Origin of the sequence: Actinokineospora fastidiosa (genome assembly GCF_014648415.1) — a bacterium.
Classification (GTDB): domain Bacteria; phylum Actinomycetota; class Actinomycetes; order Mycobacteriales; family Pseudonocardiaceae; genus Actinokineospora; species Actinokineospora fastidiosa.
This window is the reverse complement of sequence record NZ_BMRB01000002.1, coordinates 608,303-626,647: the sequence shown is the minus strand read 5'-3', so window position 1 is coordinate 626,647 and position 18,345 is coordinate 608,303. Positions and strand designations below refer to the sequence as shown.

Below are 18,345 nucleotides of genomic sequence, written 5' to 3'. Positions count from 1 at the left end.
GGATGTGTGCGTTCGGCGACCGTGTTCGTACTGGGCCTTGACGAGGCGAATCTGGAACTGCTGCGGCAGGTTCCCGACGCCGACCGCTACGAGTTCCACGGCCTGCTCACGATCGGACAGCTCCAGGGCGGTGACATCCCGATCGACGACCTGCTGGCCGAGGCGTGCGCGGTCCTCGACGACTTCGACGGGCCGATCGACGCCATCGTCGGCTACTGGGACTTCCCGGTCAGCACCATGCTCCCGATCCTGCAGCGGCGGTACAACGTGCGCGGCGCGCCGCTGGAGGCGGTGCTCAAGTGCGAGCACAAGTACTGGAGCAGGCTCGTGCAGTCCGAGGTGATCACCGAGTACCCGCCGTTCGCGCTGGTCGAGCCGACCGACCCGAACCCGCCCAGCGGCGTCGACTACCCGTTCTGGCTCAAGCCGGTGAAGTCGTTCTCCTCCGCGCTGGCCTTCGAGGTGACCGACTTCGACACCTTCACCAAGGCGCGCACCGAGATCGCCGACGGCATCGAGCGGGTCGGCGAGCCGTTCGAGCACCTGCTCGCCCAGGCCGACCTGCCGAAGGAGATCGCCTCCGTCGGTGGGCAGGTGTGCCTGGCCGAGGCGGCGATGTCGGGAGCGCGCGCCGCCGTCGAGGGGTACTGCGTGGACGGCAAGGCCGTCGTCTACGGCGTGCTCGACTCGCTGGTCTACGACGGCGTGTCGAGCTTCCTGCGCCACCAGTACCCGTCGCAGCTGCCCGAGTCGACGCAGCGGCGGCTGTGCGAGGTCGCCGAGAAGGTGATCGAGCACATCGGCCTGTCCCCGGCGACGTTCAGCGTGGAGTTCTTCTGCGACCCGGCGACCGACGAGGTGTGGCTGCTGGAGATCAACCCGCGGCACTCGCAGTCGCACGCGGAGCTGTTCCTGCACGTGGACGGGGTGCCCAACCACCAGCGGATGCTCGCGGTCGCGCTGGGGGAGGACCCGGCAGTGCCCGCGGGCGGCGGGAAGCACGGGATCTCCGCGCTGTGGTACCTGCGCCACTTCTCCGACGGCGTGCTCACCGGGTCGTTGGAGGCCGGGGAACTGGAGCCCGGCGTGCGCGTGCACTGGCGGGTGTCGTCGGGGGACCGGCTGACCGTCGGCGACAGCTACAGCCACCTGCTCGCCGAGATCACCGTCGGCGCCGAGGACGAGGACGACCTGGTGGCCAAGTACGAGCGGACGGTGGCGGCCCTGGACTACCGGGTGGAGGAGGCGTGATGCGCTACGAGGTGGCCGTGGAGGACACCACGATCCCGGTCTCCGACGGGATCGAGCTGGCGGCCCGCGTCTGGCGGCCCCGGTCGGCCGGTCCGGTGCCCGCGGTGCTGGAGTACATCCCCTACCGCAAGGGCGATCTGACCTCGGTGCGCGACGGCATCAACCACCCTTATCTGGCCGGGCACGGCTACGCGTGCGTGCGGGTGGACATCCGCGGCTCGGGCGACTCCGGCGGCGTGCTGACCGACGAGTACCTGGAACTGGAGCAGCGCGACGCCGAGGACGTGCTCGCCTGGCTGGCCGCGCGGCCGTGGTGCGACGGGCAGACGGCGATGATGGGCATCTCCTGGGGCGCGTTCGCCGCCCTGCAGGTCGCCGCCCGCAAACCGCCGAGCTTGCGCGCGCTGTGCATCGCGTCGTTCACCGACGACCGCTACGCCGACGACATGCACTACATGGGCGGCTGCCTGCTCTCGGACAACCTCGCCGAGTCCGGCACGATGTTCGCCTACAGCACCTGCCCGCCCGATCCGGCCGGGGTCGGCGAGCGGTGGCGCGACATGTGGTTCGAGCGCCTGGCCGCCGCCGGGCCGTGGGCCGCGCACTGGCTGTCCCACCAGCGCCGCGACGACTACTGGCGGCACGCTTCGGTGTGCGAGGACTACTCGGCCATCCAGGTCCCGGTGTTCGCCGCTTCCGGGTGGGCGGACGGCTACTCCAACGCCGTCCTGCGGCTGATGGCCCGGCTCGACGTGCCGCGTCGGGGCCTCATCGGGCCGTGGTCGCACAAGTACCCGCACCTCGGCCAGCCCGGGCCCGCCGTCGGCTATCTGCAGGAGGTCGTGCGCTGGCTGGACCGGTGGCTGCTCGGGCGCGAGAACGGCGTGGACACCGAACCGGTGCTGCAGACCTGGATGCAGGACAGCGTCCCGCCGTCCACCTCCTACCAGGAGCGGCCCGGGCGGTGGGTTGCCGAGCCAGCGTGGCCGTCGCCGCAGGTGGAGACCGTGGCCTGGCCGATGGCCCCGTACCGGCTCGGGGTGGGCGAGGACGCGGCGATCAGCGTGTCGTCCCCGTTGAGCCTGGGGCAGTTCGCGGGCAAGTGGTGCTCCTACAACGCCCCGCCCGACCTGCCGTACGACCAGCGCGAGGAGGACGGCGGCGCGCTCGTGTTCGAGACGCCGCCGCTGCCCGAGCGGTGCGAGATCCTGGGCGCGCCGGTCGTGCGGCTCGCGGTCTCCGCGGACCGCCCGGTGGCGATGGTGGCCGCCCGGCTGTCCGACGTCGCGCCGGACGGCGCGGCGACGCGGGTCAGCTACGGGCTGCTGAACCTCTCCCACCGCGACGGCCACGACGATCCCGCGCCGGTCGAGCCGGGCGAGGTCTACCACGTCGAGGTCCCGCTCAACGGCGTGGCGCAGACTTTCCCGGCGGGGCACCGGATCCGATTGTCGTTGTCGAGTTCGTACTGGCCCCTGGCGTGGCCGCCGCCCACCGCGGCCACTGTGACCGTGCACACAGGGGATAGCTCGCTGCTGCTGCCGGTGCGCACTGACGGCGGGACCGCTCCCGCGCTGCTGGAGCCGCCCGACGGCGCCGAGCCGCCGGAGACCGAGCAGCTGACGCCGCCCGCCTACCACTGGCGGGTCAGCCGCGACCTCACCGACTACCGCAGCTCGCTGGATGTCCTCAAGGACAACGGTTTCCTGCGATTCGCCGACTCCGGCATGGAGGTCGGCAAGCACGTCCAGGAGCGGTACTGCTGGACCGCGAACGACTTCACCTCCGCTGCGGGCGAGACCGACTGGACCATGACGTTCCGCCGCGGCGACTGGGTCGCCCGCGTGCAGACGCGGCAGAAGCTGACCTGCACGGAAACGGAGTTCGTGCTGCACGCCCATCTCGACGCCTACGAGGGCGATGACCGCGTGTATTCGCGGGACTGGCGGCACAGCTTCCCCCGCGACCATCTGTGACCGTCTCCGCCGCCGTGACGCGCGCTGAGGGGTAAGGCGTCGGCGCAGCGGGTACGTCCGTGGCATGCGTACTGCGGCGGTGCTGTTCGACCGCGACGGAACCCTGGTGCACGACGTCCCGTACAACGGGGACCCGGCACTGGTCCGTCTCATGCCGTCCGCGCGCGCGGCGGTGGACGAGGTCCGGCTGCGGGGCCTGCGCACCGGGGTGGTGTCCAACCAGTCCGGGGTGGCGCGGGGCCTGCTGACGCCGGGCCAGGTCGCGGCCGTGAACGCCCGCGTCGATGAGCTCCTGGGCGGGCTCTGCACCTGGAAATGGTGCCCGCACGGACCCGACGACGGGTGCGTGTGCCGCAAACCCCAGCCCGGGCTGATCCTGTCCGCCTGCGTCGACCTGGCCGTCGACCCGGCCGACGTCGTCGTCATCGGCGACATCGGCGCGGACGTCGAGGCCGCGGCCGCTGCCGGGGCGCGGTCGGTGCTGGTGCCCACCCCGCGGACGCTGCCCGCCGAGATCGCCGCGGCCCCGCTGGTCGCGCCCACCGTCCTCGACGCGGTGCGGCTGGCGCTGCCCGCGCCGGAAGGAGACCGCCATGTCGCCAGCTGACCTCGTCCGCGAGCCCGGCCCGTTCGCCACCGTGCTGCTCGACGCGAGCCACGACACCGAGGACGCGCTCGACCTCGCCCGCCAGCGCTGGCGGGCGGCGGCGGAGGGCCTCGCCGAGGCGGGCGCCGACCCGTCGTCGATCGCCCACCTGGAGCGCGCGTGGACCGAGGACCTGCCCCCGCGCGGACGGGCGGGCAGGCTGATGGTCGCCGACTCATCGCGTGTGCTGCTCGACGTGGTGCTGCCCAGCCCGCCCGACCAGCCGCAGAGCCGCTACGGCGTGCTGCCGTACGTGCTGCCCGCGCTGGCCGCGGGCCAGGCGCCGCCGCACGTCGTGCTCGTCGTGGACAGCACCGGGATGGACTACCGCGTCGTCACCTCCGACGGCACGGCCGAGGACACGGTCCGCGGTGAGGACCACCCGGTCCACAAGATCCCCGGCGGCGGCTGGTCGCACCTGTCGATGCAGCGCCGCGTCGAGGAGACCGTGCGCCGCACGATGCGCACGGCGGCCGACACCGCCGCCGAGGTCGCGCGCGGCGCGGGCGCCCGCCTGGTCGCCGTCGCCGGCGAGGTCCAATCGCGGGCAGCGCTGTGCGCGGAGCTGCCCGAGTCGCTGCACGCCGTCGAACTCGACGCGGGCAGCCGCTCGGCGGGCGCCGACGAGCAGAGGCTGGAGGCCGAGGTCGCCCGCGCGCTGGCCGAGATCGACGCCGCCGACCACCTGGCCGACCTCGACCACTTCCGCGAGCAGACCGGCGTGCGCGCCGTGGACGGCCTGCCCGACGTCGTCGAGGCGCTCCGCGCGGGCAACGCCGAGCTGCTGCTGATGCCGATGGACATCGACGGGACCGCCTGGGTCACCCCGGGCGCGCCCGAGACGATCTCGCTGGAGCCCGGCGACGTCGAGTGCCGGTTGGACGAGTGCCTGCCCGCCGCCGCCCTCGCCGTCTCCGCCAGGGTGCGCGTCGTCGGCCCCGAGATCGACCTCCGCGACCGCGTCGGCGTGCTGCGCCGGTACGCCTAGTGCCATGTCCTTCCGCGACCGGCTCGCGGTCACGGCCCTGGTGCACCTCGCACTGGCGCTGTTCGCTCCCGCGCAGGCCGGGCAGACGTGGGCGGTCACCCTGTCGGTGTCCGTGGTCTTCCTCTGCGGGGCTGCGATGAAGCAGCCCGACGAGGAGAACCGCGACCAGCGCTCGCCCTGACCCGGCGTGACCGGGGCCCAGGCTGGGTACACCGCAGGCGTGCGGCGCAGCGATCCGTCCAAACCCGGGATCACCAGACGGCGGCAGGGCCGGGGCTGGCGCTTCCTCGACCCCACCGGGCGTCCGTTGAGCCCGGAGGAGACCGAACGCGTCCGCTCGCTCGCGATCCCGCCCGCCTGGCGGGACGTGTGGATCTGTCCGCACCCGACCGGCCACATCCAGGCCGTGGGCACCGACGACGCGGGCAGGCGGCAGTACCTCTACCACGAGCAGTGGCGCAAGCAGCGCGACGAGGCCAAGCACGAGCGCGTCCAGGAGCTGGCCGTGATCCTGCCCCGGTTCCGCGCCGCCGTCCACGACGACCTGTCCTCGGACGGCCTGACCTGCCGCCGGGTGCTGGGCGGGGCGCTGCGCATGCTCGACCGGGGCGTCTTCCGCACCGGCGGGGAGGAGTACGCCGAGGAGAACGGCAGCCACGGCGTCGCCACGCTGCTGCGTGAGCACGTGGTGCTCCGGCGCGGCCTCCTGGTGTTCGACTACCCGGCCAAGAGCGGCCTCCAGCGCGCCGTGTCCCTCAACGACCCGGAGCTGTCCGCGCTCGTGCGCTCGCTGAAGCGCGTCCGCACTGGAAGCGACCGCCTGCTGGCGTACCGGGAGGGCCGAGGGCAGTGGCGCGACCTGCGCTCGGGAGAGATCAACGACCGCTTCAAGGAGCTGACCGCCGCGGACTACACGGTGAAGGACCTGCGCACCTGGCACGCCACGGTGGTGGCCGCCATCGGCTTCGCGCGGGCCGAGGCGGCGACGTCGCAGCGCGCCCGCAAGCGGGTCGACGCCGCCGTCATGGACATGGTCGCCGACGACCTGGGCAACACCAGGGCCATCGCCCGCAAGTCCTATGTGGATGCCCGGGTGGTCGAGGCGTTCGCCGAGGGGCGCACCATCCGGGCGACCCTGGACCGCACCGGCGACGACCTGACCGACGAGGCCACGCGCCAGCGGATCGAGCGGGCGGTCCTGAAGCTGCTGGACAGCTGAGGTTTCCTGGGCGCCACGCGGGGTACGCCAAGAAGTGGCAAGGAGGTTGCGATGACTCAGGAACTCGACTTGGTCCCGCTCCAACGGACCGCCCCGGACGACGACGTGGACCTGATCGGTGGCCGGGCCACCACCTGGACCGATCCGGCGCCACCGGAGGACGAGGGCTACGAGCCGACCATCATCCGCGGCCGCGAGTAGCCGACGCCGAGACGCCGGACCCGGCCCGCGCGATCGTCCGGTCCGCACGCTGGTCCGCACAGATGTCCGCTGCCCGCATCGACCGCGGGCAGCGGACCGTGCTTCTCACGCTTCTCCCGTGAAAGGTTCTTCCGGGACCGCTGGGGAACTCACCGCCGGGCCTTCGCGGTCTCCTTGCGGTTGGCCTTCTCCAGCGCGTCCACCAGTTCGGACTTGCTCATCGACGAGCGGCCCGGGATGTCCATCCGCTGGGCCAGTTCGTACAGGTGCTTCTTGCTCGCGTTCGCGTCGACCCCGCCCGCGGTCTTGCCGCGGCGGGACGAGGCGCCTCGGGCGGCCTGCTTGTCCGACGGGCCCGCGTCGTCCTTCTGCTCCCAGTGGTCGCCGACCTTCTCGTGGGTGTGCTTCAGGGCGGCGAACGCCGTGCGGTGGGCGCGCTCGCCCTCGCCGTAGGTGTCCACGGCGGAATCGTGGGCCTTCCCCCAGGTGCGCTGGGCCTTCTTCGACGAACGGCGCAGCGTGCTGGGCATCTCCTTGCTCGCGGGCATGGACCAACCTCCTCACTCGGCACGAACGGGGTGCCCGCGGTCGCGGCCGGTGAAACTACAGATCGAGTTCCCGCTCGATGGCCGCCAGCTCCTCCGGCGTGCCCTCCACCTTGGGGCCGGTGAACCAGCGCCGGGCCGAGACCAGCCACCAGGTCCCGGCGAAGCCGAGCACCACGAGCACCGCGACCGGCGTGTAGTTGAACGTCTCCGCGGTCACCGGGCTCACCTGCGGCAGCATGAACAGCACGGTGATGAACCCGACCCACACCACCGCGACGATGCCCACCGGCCTGCTCCACCGGCCCAGGCTCCACGGCCCGGCCTCGAACCGGTCGCCCTGCCGCAGCCGCAGCAGGGTCGGCAGCACATAGGCGATGTAGAGCCCGATGACGGCGATCGAGGTCACCGCCGCGTACGCCGTCTCGTTCCACAGGTACGGCAGGCCGAGCACGAACGCCCCGCCCGCGGCGAGCCAGACGGCGTTGGTGGGTGTGCGGGTGCGCTTGTTGATCCGGTGCCAGAACGCCGAGGCGGGCAGCGCGCCGTCGCGGGAGAAGGCGTAGATCATCCGCGAGTTCGCCGTCACCGACGCCATGCCGCAGAACAGCTGCGCGCCGATCGCGATCAGCAGGAGCAGCTTCCCGCCCGTGCTGCCGAGCGCGTCGATGAAGATCTGCGCGGGCGGGACGCCGGTCTCGCTGTTCAGCGCGCCGTCGTAGTCCTGGATGGCGAACGTGATGCCCAGCAGCAGGACCCAGCCCGCGACCAGCGACACCACGATCGACATGACGATCCCGCGCGGGCCCGACCGCGCCGCGCCCCGGGTCTCCTCGGTCATGTGGGCGGAGGCGTCGTACCCGGTGAACGTGTACTGCGCCAGGAGCAGGCCGAGCAGCCCGACGTAGAACGCGGACTCCCACCCGGTGTTGTTGACGAACGCGCCGAACACGAAGTCCGCCGACTGGTGCCGGTCGGGCACGACCACCAGCGCCGTCACGATGACCGCCACGCCGATCAGGTGCCACCAGACGCTGACCTTGTTGAGCAGGGCCACCAGCCGCACCCCGAAGGTGTTCAGCAGGCCGTGCACCGCCAGCACGACGCCGAAGATGAGGATGGTGTGCTCCGGCGTCGCCGCGAACCCGAACTGCAGGTCCAGGAACGCGTTGATGAACGACGCCGCCCCGAAGTCGATGCCCGCGGTGACGGCGACCTGGCCGAGCAGGTTGAACCAGCCGGTGAACCACGACCAGGCGGCGCCGTTGCGCGGGGCCAGCTTGGCCGCCCAGTAGTAGAGCCCGCCCGCGGTCGGGTAGCTGGAGCAGACCTCGGCCATCGCCAGGCCGACCAGCAGCGTCATCATGCCGACCAGCGGCCAGCCCCAGACGATCATCGCGGGGCCGCCGGTGTTCATGCCGAACCCGTAGAGGGTCAGGCAGCCGGAGAGCACCGAGATGATCGTGAAGGACACCGCGAAGTTGGCGAACCCGGACATGGACCGGGAGAGCTCCTGGGCGTACCCGAGTTCGTGGAGCCGCCGTTCGTCGTCGCTCACCCGGGCCTCCCGTGCGGCAGAGTGATCTCTATTGATCCGCTCGGCCCGCGCTCCTGTCAAGCGGCACCCCGATCAGCGGGCAGATCACCGTGGCGGCGAACTCCCGCAGGCTCCGGTCGTCGGGCAGCCGCGGCGACCCGTCCGGGGTGAGCACCAGCGAGTGCACCAGCCGCACGATCGTCGCGGCGACCACCTCGGCGGGTGGGGTGTCGGGCAGGCCGAGCGCGGTCCGCAGCTCGGTCACCATGCCCACGACGTACGCGGTGGCGATCTCGATGGCCGCGCCCGCGTCCAGGGTCAGCCAGACCAGCGTCTCGTCGCGGTCGACGGCGAGCAGCTGGCGCAGCAGGGGGTTGCCGCGCAGGGTCGTCACGGTGACACCGAACCCGTGCAGCTGCCGCTCCAGCGGGTCGTCGATGCCTGCGAGCCGGGCCTCGATCTCGGCGAGCACCTTGCGCACCTCGTGCGCCATCGCCGCGCGGACGATCTCCTCCTTGGTGCCCATCCTGCGGTAGAGCGTCGTGCGGTTGACCCCGGAGCGGCGGGCGATGTCGTCGGCGCTGGTGCGGCGGATGCCGATCAGCGCGAACTGGGCGACCGCCGCCTCCAGGATGCGCACGTCCGCTGGGTCGGCGGGCGGCGCGAGCAGGGGCGCGAGCGGGTTCTCCACCAGGTCAGCCTAGATCCTTGCAACAGATCCACAAATTGTGTTGCACTGTTGTGCATGAACTCGGCGCCCATCGGACCCGGCTCGCTGACCTGGCACCACTTCGGGGACACCCGGGGCCTGCTGTTCCTGGGCCGCATCGGCACGCTGCAGAACATGCACCCGGCCGTGGGCGCGGCGCTGCGGGACCACTCCGACTTCTTCGACAACCCGCTGGACCGGCTGTTCCGGTCCATGCCGCCCATCCTGGGCGTGGTGTACGACCCGCCGGGCTCCGACACCGGGGCCCTCGTCCGCGGCTTCCACACCGGGCTGTCGGGCACCGACTCGCGCGGGCGGCGCTACCACGCGCTGAACCCCGACGTGTTCTGGTGGACGCACGCGACGTTCGTCGAGGGGATCATCGCGGTCAACGAGTTCTTCGGCACCCCGCTCACCGACGCCGAGAAGGACAGGCTCGTCGCCGAGGGCGTGACCTGGTGGCGGCGCTACGGCCTGTCGGGCAGGCCGGTGATCGACAACTACGCCGACTTCGCCGCGTACTGGCAGCGCATGCTCGACGAGGAGCTGGAGGCCAACAGCACCACCGACTTCGCCGTGCGCATCGCGGACGCGCGCATCCCGCCGCCGCGGTTCGTGCCCGGCCCGGTGTGGGCGGTCGTCCGCGACCCGGTGGTGCGCTTCGGCGTGTGGCTGTCGGTGGCGCTGCTGCCGCCCCGGGCCCGGGAGATCCTCGGCCTCACCTGGACCGAGCGGCAGGAGCGGCGGTTCCGCGCGTTCGCCGCCGTCGTCCGCGCGGTCTGGCCCCGGCTGCCGCGCAGGCTGCGCTACCTCGACCGCGCGTACGCCAACATGCGGCTGGTGGAGACCGGCCGCTGGTGGTGATCACGGTTTGACCGCGCGGCGCGGGGGTAACTGTCGGTCATGCAGACCACCACCGCCCGTCAGTCGCTGTGGCTGGACGGCGTCGCCCCGACGTCGTTCCCGACCTGCGCCGAGGTCACCGACACCGGGTTCGACGCGGCCGTCGTGGGCGGCGGCATCACCGGGCTGACGGCCGCGCTGCTGCTCAAGCGCGCGGGCCTGCGGGTGGCGGTGATCGAGGCCGACCGGGTCGGACGGGGCGTCACCGGCAACAACACGGCCAAGGTCACCGCGCTGCAGTCCACCGTCTACTCGGACCTGGAACGCCAGCACGGCCAGGAGGCCGCGGCGGCGTACGCCAAGGCGAGCACGGCGGGCGTCGACCTGCTCGCCGAACTCGCCGAGGGCATCGACTGCGGCTTCGAGCGCAGGCCCGCCCACACCGTCGCCATGCGGCCCGAGGACGTCGAGACCGTGGAGGGCGAACTCGCGGCCGCCGTGCGGGCCGGGCTGCCCGCCGTCAGCGACCCCGCCCCCGACCTGCCGTTCCCGGTGCACGCCGCGGTCCGGCTCGACGACCAGGTCCGGATCCACCCGCTGAGCTATGCCGTCGGCCTGGCCCGCATGGTCGACGGCGACGGCTGCCGGGTCTTCGAGCGCAGCCGCGTGCACCAGGTCCGCGAGGGCGAGCCCGCCACGATCCGCACCGAGCACGGCGACCTGCGGGCCGCGAGCGTCATCGTCGCCACGCACTACCCGATCCTCGACCGCGGCCTGTACTTCGCGCGCCTGGAGCCCACGCGCTCCTACTGCGTCGCGGCCACGCTGGCGAGCGGGACGCCGCCGACGAGCATGGCCATCGCCGCGGGCGGGCCCGGCTGGTCGATCACCTCCGCGGGGGACCGGCTGATCGTCGGCGGGCAGGGCCACCACGTCGCCGAGCGCGGCGACTCCGCGGCGCGGTTCCTGGCGCTGGAGGCGTTCGCCCGCGAGCACTGGGACGTCGCGCAGGTGACCCACCGGTGGTCGGCGCAGGACCCGGTGCCGTTCGACCGGCTGCCCATGATCGGCACCTACCGGCCGGGCGTGCGCGGGCTGTACGTGGCGACCGGGTTCGCCAAGTGGGGCCTGTCCACCGGCACGTTCGCCGGGTCGCAGCTGGCCGACCTCGTCCTCGGCCGCGACGCGGTCGACCTGTTCTCCCCGCACCGGCTCTCGCTGAGCGGGTTGCCCACGCTGGCCCGGTTGAACGCCAAGGTCGGCGTCGACCTCGTCACCGACCACCTCGCCCCGACCGGGACCACCAACCTCGACGACCTGGCCCCAGGCGACGCGTGCGTGCGCCGCGACGGGCTCGGCAAGACCGGCGTCTACCGCGACGCCGACGGCGAACTGCACGCGGTCGGCCTGACCTGCACGCACCTCGGGTGCGTGGTGCGGTTCAACACCGCGGAGCACAGTTGGGACTGCCCGTGCCACGGCTCCCGCTTCGACGTCGACGGCGAGGTCCTGGAGGGACCGGCGACCAAGCCGCTGGAGAAGCGCGCGCCGTGACCGGACCGGTGCGTCCTTGGTTGGCGCGCGCCCGGACGGGGAACGCCCTGAGGGGCGATGCCGCATCGGCAGTCCACAGTGGATAGCCCGGCGTTGGAGGATCACGATGGACCAGTTCACCTTCCAGGACCCGCGCACGCAGTACCCGACGCCGGACGCGCAGGGGCCGCAGCAGCAGAGCGCGCCGGGCAGCACCAAGGGCATGCGCCCCGAGCCCGACCACGGCGAGGAGACCTACCGGGGCACCGACCGGCTGCGCGGGCGCAAGGCGCTCATCACCGGCGCGGACTCCGGCATCGGCCGCGCGGTCGCCATCGCCTTCGCCCGCGAGGGCGCCGACGTGGTGATCTCCTACCTGCAGGAGGACGCCGACGCCGCCGCGACCGCCGCGCTGGTCGAGCAGGCGGGCCGCAAGGCCGTCATGGTCCGCGGCGACGTCCGCGACGAGGCGCACTGCGCCGAGCTCGTCGAGCGCACCGTCGGCGAACTGGGCGGCATCGACATCCTGGTCAACAACGCCGCCTACCAGATGTCCGGCAAGGGTGTCGCGGAGCTGTCGACCGAGCAGATGGACCGCGTGTTCAAGACCAACCTGTACGCGTTGTTCTGGCTGTGCCGGGCCGCGGTCCCGCACATGCCGCCGGGCTCGACCATCGTCAACAGCACCTCGATCCAGGCGCGCGAGCCGTCGCCGGAGCTGATGGACTACGCCGCCACCAAGGCCGCGATCCTCAACGCGACGCAGAGCCTGTCCGGGGACCTGATCTCCCGCGGCATCCGGGTCAACGCCGTCGCGCCGGGCCCGGTGTGGACGCCGCTGATCCCGTCGACCATGCCCGAGGAGAAGGTCGCCGAGTTCGGCAAGCAGACGCCGATGGGCCGCGCGGCGCAACCCGCGGAGTTGGCACCGGCCTACGTCTTCCTCGCCTCCCCGGAATCCGGTTACATCACAGGCGAGACCCTGGCGGTGACCGGGGGGCGTTTCCTGACCTGAGAGCGGGGTGGGGACCATGACCGCGACCGCACGACGACAGGCCCGGATCTGCCGTGAGCGCTACCTGGCCGGGTTCGGCGGCGAGCTCGACATCGTGGTCGTCGGCCAGATCGCCCGCGACATCGTCCTGCTCGTCGACGAGCTGCCGGGCGCCCGCGCGGCAGCCGACGTCCGCGAGCGCCGGGAACTGCTCGGCGGCAAGGGCGCCAACCAGGCAGTGGCCTGCGCCCAGCTCGGCGCGTCGGTCGCGCTGCTCGGCGTCGTCGGCGACGACGAGGTGGGGACCGCCCTGCTCGCCCAGGCCCGCGCCGACCACATCGACGTCGTGTGCGTCGTGCACCGGCCGGAGGGGCGGACCGCGCTGATCGTCAACGTCGTCGAGCGCGGCGGCGCGTGGCGGTACCTGGAGGACTTCGCCGGGACGGAGCTGACCGAGGCCGAGGTCGAGGGCGCGCGGGGCACCCTGGTCGCCGCGTCGTCGGTCATCGTCCAGCTCCAGCAGCCCGCCGCGCTCGCCGCGGCCACGATCGCCCGCGACGCCGGTCGCCGGGTCGTCCTCGACGGCGCCCCGCCCGCGGACCAGCGCGCGGACCTGCTGGCCACGGCCGACGTCGTGCGCGCCGACGCCAAGGAGGCCGCGCTGCTGACCGGCAGCCGGATGGACTCCGTCGACACCGCCGTCCGCGCCGCCCGGTCCGTGCTGGCCGAGGGCCCGTCGATGGTCGCGCTGGCCGTGGAGGCCGAAGGCGACCTCTTCGCCTGGCCCGACGGCCACGTGTTCATCCCGTACACCGCCGACCCCACGGTCGACACGACGGGCGCGGGCGACTCGCTGATCGCGGCCCTCACCGTCGCGCTGACCCGGGGCGAGTCCCCCGAGGCCGCCGCCCGCGCCGCAGCGGCCGCCGCGGGCTCGACCGTCGGCCACCTGGGCGGCCGTCCCGCCCTGGGCCGGGCGTAACCGCTGGTCGCGTAGCATCCGGCTGCGCGATCGGAGGGACGGAATGGATATCGTCGAGCGCGGCATCGATGCGGAGCCCGCGCGGCGGACACCGCAGCCCACGCTGTTCGAGAGGTGCTTCGGGGCGGCCATGGTCTGGACGGCCCTGACGGTCGTGGTGCTGTTCGCCGTATCCGGCCCGCCCGTGCTCACGGACGCGTGGGGCGCGATCGTCGGCATCCTGGTGGTCCCGCCGTTGTTCACCGCCGCGCTGGCGTGGCTGCTCCTCCTCCGCAGGCGGCCGCGATTCGGGCTGGTGCTGCTGGTGACCCTGCCCTGCTTCCTCGCCGTCGTGGGCGTCAGCGTCCTGCTCGCGCTGAACCGCTAGCCCACCGAGGGCTCGACCGAGCAGGCGTACTCGTAGTCGGTCGGGCGCGGGCGGTCGATGGCGACCATGGCGTCCACCTCGACGGTGCCCGCCTGGGCGAAGGTGAACGACATCGGCAGCGTCGTGCCCGCCACGGTCAGGTCGTCGAGCCCGGTCACGGTCAGGTAGTACGGCTGGTGCCTGCGCTCGTCCGGCGGGCCCACGTCGACGCCGGTGGTCCCGGGCGGCAGCGGAACGGTCCGCACGGCCTCCGCGGTCCCGTCGCACTCCGCGTCCCAGTGCACGGTGGCCTTGTCCGCGCCGGGGACGTTCACGGCGGTCAGCTCGTCGGGTCGGTCACCGCCGTTGACCATGGTGAAGCGGACCACGACGTCGTCGCCCGGGACGTAGCGGTCGTCGGCAGGCGGCTCGACGTGCACGTTCAGCACCTCGACCGGGCCCGCGCGGCCGTGGTCTCCGAGGGTTCCCAGGTCGTCGTTCTCCCTGACCTCGCCGCCGCAGGCGGCCAGCAGGATCAGGACGGGCGCGGCGATCGGCAGGACTCTCATGTCCGAGCGGTACCCCGCCCGCCGTCCGCCGACCCGGTTCGCAACCGGGTCGTGACCGGAGGAGATCCCCCGGCCGCAGGGACCGTGCGGCCGGGGGACCGATCAGAGCCTGCGCAGCCCGCTCAGGACGCGCTCCATCAGGCCGAGGTCCGGGGCCGCGCCCGCGTGACCCGTGCGGTGCACGGCGATCAGCCCGCGTCCGGCCAGGTCGCCGAGCAGCACCTTCACCACGCCCAGCGGCAGCGCCAGCAGCGCGGCCACCTCCGCGACGGAGCGGGTGGCGCGGCACAGCTCCACGATCGTGTGATGCTCGGCCGGGAGCTGGGCGAGCAGCCGGGGCGGGACGTCCGTGCTCGACACCAGGGTCTCGACCTCCAGGTGCGCCTCCGGCCGCGTGCGCCCCGCCGTCCACGCGTAGGCGCGGACGATCTCGGCGCCGTCCTCCACCGGCTCGGGCCGGGGCGCGGGCGGCTCGGGGGCGCGCGGCGCGGGCTCCGGCTCCCGCGCGTGGCGCCCGCCGCGGCGGCGGCGCTTGTCCAACGTGAACCCGTTGAGCAGGTCGGCGAAATCGCGCTCCTCGGCACCCCCGTTCTCGTCTGGGCCCATGGCTCAGCCCGAGTGCGCTGCCGCGGCGTGCCGGGAGCCGCGCAGCTCGGCGCGCAGTTCCGGGGTGAGCATCTGGCCGACCTGGTCGACCAGCACGTTCATCTCGTAGGCGACCTGGCCGACATCGCAGTTCGGCGCGGCCAGCACCGCGAGGCACGAACCGTCCCTGATGGACATCAGCAGCAGGATGCCGCCGTCCATCTCGATGATCGTGCGCAGCACGCGGTCGCCGCCGAAGCAGCGGGACGCGCCCTCGGTCAGGCTGGTGACGCCCGCGGCGATCGCGGCCAACTGGTCGGCGCGGTCCCTGGGCAGCCGCGCCGATGTGGTGAGCAGCAACCCGTCGACGGAGATCACGATGGCGTGGGCGACCCCGGGCACCCGCTCGGTGAAGTTGCCGACCAACCACCCGAACTGGTTCACCTGCCGCGACGGCGTTGTGCTCATGACTGCTCATTCCGCTGGTTGGCGTTGGGCACGCCGCGACGCACCCCGGACTGGTAGTTGGCCAGGAAACCGCGGACGCGCTCCGGGTCGCGCCGCCGGGGAGCCGACACCGGCGGCGGCGCCCCGAAACCGGGGGAGCGAACGGGCCGCTTCGGCAACTCCCCGCTGAACCAGCTCGAGTCACCCTGCCCAGCCCCGTCCGCCGAGGACGGGGACCCGATGGGCACGCGCGGCACCGCCCCGTTGGGTTGGGCGAGGCCAGCCCCCTGCGACACCGGGTTGGCGGGGTCCGCCCCGTTCCCCGCCGAGGCGACGGACCTGCGCGGCAGCGGCTCGGCCCCGTCCACGACGCGAATCGGGCCGAACCCGTCCGTGGTGGCGGCGCCGGGCTGGCGCCGTGCCGCGTCGAGCCCGTTCGCCGCCGTGGTAGTGGGCCTGCGTGGCAGCGGCTCGCAGCCGTTCACGGCGTGAATGGGGTCGAACCCGTCCGCGGTGGCGGTGCCGGGCAGGCGCTGTGCCGGGTCGAGCCCGTCCCCTGCTGGGGTGGTGTGCCTGCGTGGCAGCGGGTCGGAGCCGTTCGTGGCGTGGATGGGGTCGGAGGCGTTCGCGGTGCCGGGCTGGTGCTGTGCCGGGTCGAGCCCGTTCCCTGCTGGGGTGGTGGGCCTGCGTGGCAGCGGGTCGGAGCCGTTCGTGGCGTGGATGAGGCCGGATCCGCTCGTGGCCGGAACGGGGCCGGGCAGGCGTGGTGGCGGGTTGTCGAGGCCGTGGGCGGTCGGGATGGGACCGCTCGCAGCCGGACTGGTGTCGGGCACGCGTGGCATCAGGGCGGTGGCGGAGCCGCGCGGCAGGACGCGTCCGTTGGCGCCGGGCGCCGTGGTCGCGGGGACCGGGGTCACCGTCTGCGCCCGGACCAGCTCGGCCGGGACGAGCACGACGGCGCGGAGGCCGTCCTTGCCGTCGCCGACCGGGCGCAGGCGCACCCGCACGCCCTGGCGCGCCGCCAGCCTGGCCACCACGAACAGGCCCAGCTGCCGCGACACCGGCAGTTCGGCCGGGGCGTCCTCGGCCAGCCGCCGGTTCACCGCGATCAGTTCCGCCTCGGCCATGCCGATGCCCTCGTCGGTGATCTCCACCAGCACGTCGCCGTCGCCCCGGGCGCGGGCGCCGACCACGACCTGCGAGCGCGGCGGGGAGAACGCGGTGGCGTTGTCCAGCAGCTCGGCCACCAGGTGCACGAGGTCGCCCGCGGCGTACCCGACGACCTCGACCGGCGGGGCGGGGTGCACCACCACGCGCTGGTACTGCTCGATCTCCGACACGGCCGCGCGCAGCACGCTGACCAGCGGCACCGGCTTGGTGAACCGGCGCGAGACCTCGGTGCCGGAGAGCACCATCAGGTTCTCGTTGTTGCGCCGCATGCGCGTGGCGAGGTGGTCGAGCTTGAACAGGTTGGCCAGCTGGTCGGGGTCCTCCTCCTTGCGCTCCAGTTCCTCCATCAGCTTGAGCTGGCGCTCGACCAGGCCCTGGCTGCGGCGGGACAGGTTGACGAAGATGTTGCGCATGTCCGAGCGCAGCTCGGCCTGCTCGGTCGCCGAGAGCACGGCCTGCCGGTGCACGGCGTCGAACGCGCGCGCGAGCTGCCCCAGCTCCTCGGTGGTGTGCACCGGGACCGGCTCGATCGCGGTGTCCGGCTCGGTGTTGGCCCGGATGCCCGCGACGACGGCGGGCAGCCGGTGGTCGGCCACCTCCAGCGCCGCGCGCCGCAGCGCGGTCAGCGACCGCAGCAGCTGCCTGCCGACGATCCAGCCGATGGCGCCCGCGGCGACGATCATCCCGAGCAGGATGACCGACGCCAGGCCCGCGCGGTCGCTGGTCTGGTCCTGCAGCCGGTCGGCGGCGCCGCGCAGCTCACCGGCCAGTCCGGCGCCGACCTCGGCCAGCCGGGCCGCGGTGGCCTCGGAGCTGCGGTTCCACTCGGTGGGCTCGATGCGCAACCCACCGCTGGTGTTCACTGCGGTCTGCACCAGCCGGTCGCGCAGCGCGACGTCGGTCGACTCCATCCGCACCGTGAACTCGCGACGCTGCTGCGGTGTGGCGACCGCCTGGAAGTCGCTGAGCCGGTCGGTCATGCGCAGCACGGACTCGGCGAGCGCGCGCTGGTCGGCGCTGGCCAGGTCGCCGCGCGCGAGCCCGGTCAGCACCACGGCCTGCTGCAGCGCTACCTGCTCGCGGGCGACCTCGATGTGGTGCAGCGCGGTCGCCGTTCCGGACAGCAGCGGGTCGCCGAACTGGCTCACCAGCGCCTGGTCGAAGTCGAGCAGCGCCTTGACCGCGATCGTGTACGCCATGAGCGAGGTCGAGCCGTCCTTGGGCACCCGCGCCCGCACGTCGGCCAGCGGGGCGAGGTGCTGGACCGCCTCGTCGAAGCGGGTCGCCGACACCTCGCCGAAGCCCGCGGTCTCCGCGCGCAGGGTGACCAGGTGCACGCGCATGAACTCGGTCGTGCGGCCCTGCTCCTGGTAGACGCCGGGTTCGAGCACGCCGCGCGCGACCATCGTGCGTTCCAGCTGGATGCTGTCGATCAGCGGAACCAGCGCGTCGCGCACGGCGACCAGCTCGCGCATCTGCGCGTAATTGGCCGAGCGCGAGACGTAACTCTGGATCTGCAGCACACCGGCGGCCAAGGCGACCAGGATCGGCACCACGAGCACCGCGGCGAGCTTCACCGGGAGCTTCCAGTTGCGCCAGTCGAGCACCGCGGCCAGCGAGGACCCGGTCTGGCGGGGGCGCGGTTGTTGATCTATACCGGTAGGTGCCACGATCATCCTGTCCGCGGCCCACCGGTCCGGGATGGCGTTGCGCGTGCCACTCTCTCGCCTACCTCCCGGGATGCGCGGCCCAAACCAGTCGGACCGGCATCGTAAGTCAGAGATCGTTCGGCGACAACGAGGTG

The 18,345-nt window shown here is 73.1% G+C and carries 19 protein-coding genes; 12 read left to right on the top strand and 7 right to left on the bottom strand.

The genetic code is table 11. The features are described from left to right. The first annotated feature begins 6 nt into the window (after positions 1–6). From IEY98_RS12810 to IEY98_RS12780, 7 genes are all read left to right on the top strand, one after another. The gene (locus IEY98_RS12810; protein ID WP_308425881.1) at positions 7–1,251 is read left to right on the top strand and encodes an ATP-grasp domain-containing protein; all 1,245 of its coding nucleotides are present in this window, start codon (positions 7–9) and stop codon (positions 1,249–1,251) included. Then, complete coding sequence (locus tag IEY98_RS12805) at positions 1,251–3,227, top strand: CocE/NonD family hydrolase (protein WP_189210643.1); 1,977 nt, start codon at positions 1,251–1,253, stop codon at positions 3,225–3,227. Before IEY98_RS12810 ends, IEY98_RS12805 begins: the two co-directional genes overlap by 1 nt. A gap of 64 nt (positions 3,228–3,291) precedes the next feature. Then, on the top strand, positions 3,292–3,834 hold the full coding sequence (locus tag IEY98_RS12800; protein ID WP_189210642.1) for a D-glycero-alpha-D-manno-heptose-1,7-bisphosphate 7-phosphatase: 543 nt from the start codon (positions 3,292–3,294) through the stop codon (positions 3,832–3,834). Further along, positions 3,821–4,861: a baeRF2 domain-containing protein gene (locus IEY98_RS12795; protein ID WP_189210641.1), complete on the top strand. Its 1,041-nt coding sequence runs from the start codon at positions 3,821–3,823 to the stop codon at positions 4,859–4,861. Before IEY98_RS12800 ends, IEY98_RS12795 begins: the two co-directional genes overlap by 14 nt. Positions 4,862–4,865: 4 nt before the next feature. Beyond that, positions 4,866–5,042, top strand: coding sequence for a hypothetical protein (locus IEY98_RS12790; RefSeq protein ID WP_189210640.1), 177 nt, complete (start codon positions 4,866–4,868; stop codon positions 5,040–5,042). A gap of 39 nt (positions 5,043–5,081) precedes the next feature. Next, complete coding sequence (locus tag IEY98_RS12785) at positions 5,082–6,080, top strand: DNA topoisomerase IB (RefSeq protein ID WP_189210639.1); 999 nt, start codon at positions 5,082–5,084, stop codon at positions 6,078–6,080. 51 nt (positions 6,081–6,131) lie between these two features. Beyond that, positions 6,132–6,281 carry a hypothetical protein gene (locus IEY98_RS12780; protein WP_189210638.1) on the top strand — a complete coding sequence of 50 codons (150 nt, stop codon included), beginning with the start codon at positions 6,132–6,134 and terminating at the stop codon, positions 6,279–6,281. 149 nt (positions 6,282–6,430) lie between these two features. Here IEY98_RS12780 and IEY98_RS12775 read toward each other — a convergent pair whose 3' ends face one another. The 3 genes from IEY98_RS12775 to IEY98_RS12765 all read right to left on the bottom strand — a co-directional run bounded on the left by IEY98_RS12775 (position 6,431) and on the right by IEY98_RS12765 (position 9,054). After that, positions 6,431–6,829, bottom strand: a complete 399-nt coding sequence (locus IEY98_RS12775) for a ChaB family protein (RefSeq protein ID WP_189210637.1) — start codon at positions 6,827–6,829, stop codon at positions 6,431–6,433. A 55-nt stretch (positions 6,830–6,884) separates the two neighbouring features. Further along, complete coding sequence (locus IEY98_RS12770) at positions 6,885–8,324, bottom strand: amino acid permease (protein ID WP_189211764.1); 1,440 nt, start codon at positions 8,322–8,324, stop codon at positions 6,885–6,887. Positions 8,325–8,412: 88 nt separating this feature from the next. Then, positions 8,413–9,054, bottom strand: a complete 642-nt coding sequence (locus IEY98_RS12765; protein ID WP_229786868.1) for a TetR/AcrR family transcriptional regulator — start codon at positions 9,052–9,054, stop codon at positions 8,413–8,415. Positions 9,055–9,108: 54 nt separating this feature from the next. Here IEY98_RS12765 and IEY98_RS12760 point away from each other — a divergent pair, with 54 nt between their 5' ends. The 5 genes from IEY98_RS12760 (at position 9,109) to IEY98_RS12740 (ending at position 13,791) form a co-directional block, all read left to right on the top strand. Then, positions 9,109–9,936 carry an oxygenase MpaB family protein gene (locus IEY98_RS12760; protein ID WP_189210636.1) on the top strand — a complete coding sequence of 276 codons (828 nt, stop codon included), beginning with the start codon at positions 9,109–9,111 and terminating at the stop codon, positions 9,934–9,936. Between the two features lie 39 nt (positions 9,937–9,975). Further along, positions 9,976–11,469, top strand: coding sequence for an FAD-dependent oxidoreductase (locus IEY98_RS12755; RefSeq protein ID WP_189210635.1), 1,494 nt, complete (start codon positions 9,976–9,978; stop codon positions 11,467–11,469). A 106-nt stretch (positions 11,470–11,575) separates the two neighbouring features. Next, complete coding sequence (locus IEY98_RS12750) at positions 11,576–12,463, top strand: SDR family oxidoreductase (protein ID WP_189210634.1); 888 nt, start codon at positions 11,576–11,578, stop codon at positions 12,461–12,463. A 16-nt stretch (positions 12,464–12,479) separates the two neighbouring features. Then, positions 12,480–13,424 (top strand): PfkB family carbohydrate kinase, encoded by a 945-nt coding sequence (locus IEY98_RS12745; RefSeq protein WP_189210633.1) that lies wholly within the window; start codon positions 12,480–12,482, stop codon positions 13,422–13,424. A 43-nt stretch (positions 13,425–13,467) separates the two neighbouring features. Next, the gene (locus tag IEY98_RS12740) at positions 13,468–13,791 is read left to right on the top strand and encodes a hypothetical protein (protein WP_189210632.1); all 324 of its coding nucleotides are present in this window, start codon (positions 13,468–13,470) and stop codon (positions 13,789–13,791) included. Here the strand turns inward: IEY98_RS12740 and IEY98_RS12735 are convergent. The 4 genes from IEY98_RS12735 to IEY98_RS12720 all read right to left on the bottom strand — a co-directional run bounded on the left by IEY98_RS12735 (position 13,788) and on the right by IEY98_RS12720 (position 18,217). Continuing rightward, positions 13,788–14,339, bottom strand: coding sequence for a copper chaperone PCu(A)C (locus IEY98_RS12735; RefSeq protein WP_189210631.1), 552 nt, complete (start codon positions 14,337–14,339; stop codon positions 13,788–13,790). The genes IEY98_RS12740 and IEY98_RS12735 overlap by 4 nt on opposite strands. 102 nt (positions 14,340–14,441) lie before the next feature. Next, entirely contained in the window at positions 14,442–14,945 is a 504-nt protein-coding gene (locus IEY98_RS12730) for a DUF742 domain-containing protein (RefSeq protein ID WP_189210630.1), read from the bottom strand. 3 nt (positions 14,946–14,948) lie between these two features. Beyond that, positions 14,949–15,392, bottom strand: a complete 444-nt coding sequence (locus IEY98_RS12725) for a roadblock/LC7 domain-containing protein (protein WP_189210629.1) — start codon at positions 15,390–15,392, stop codon at positions 14,949–14,951. Then, entirely contained in the window at positions 15,389–18,217 is a 2,829-nt protein-coding gene (locus IEY98_RS12720; RefSeq protein ID WP_189210628.1) for a sensor histidine kinase, read from the bottom strand. Before IEY98_RS12720 ends, IEY98_RS12725 begins: the two co-directional genes overlap by 4 nt. Between the last annotated feature and the right edge of the window lie 128 nt (positions 18,218–18,345).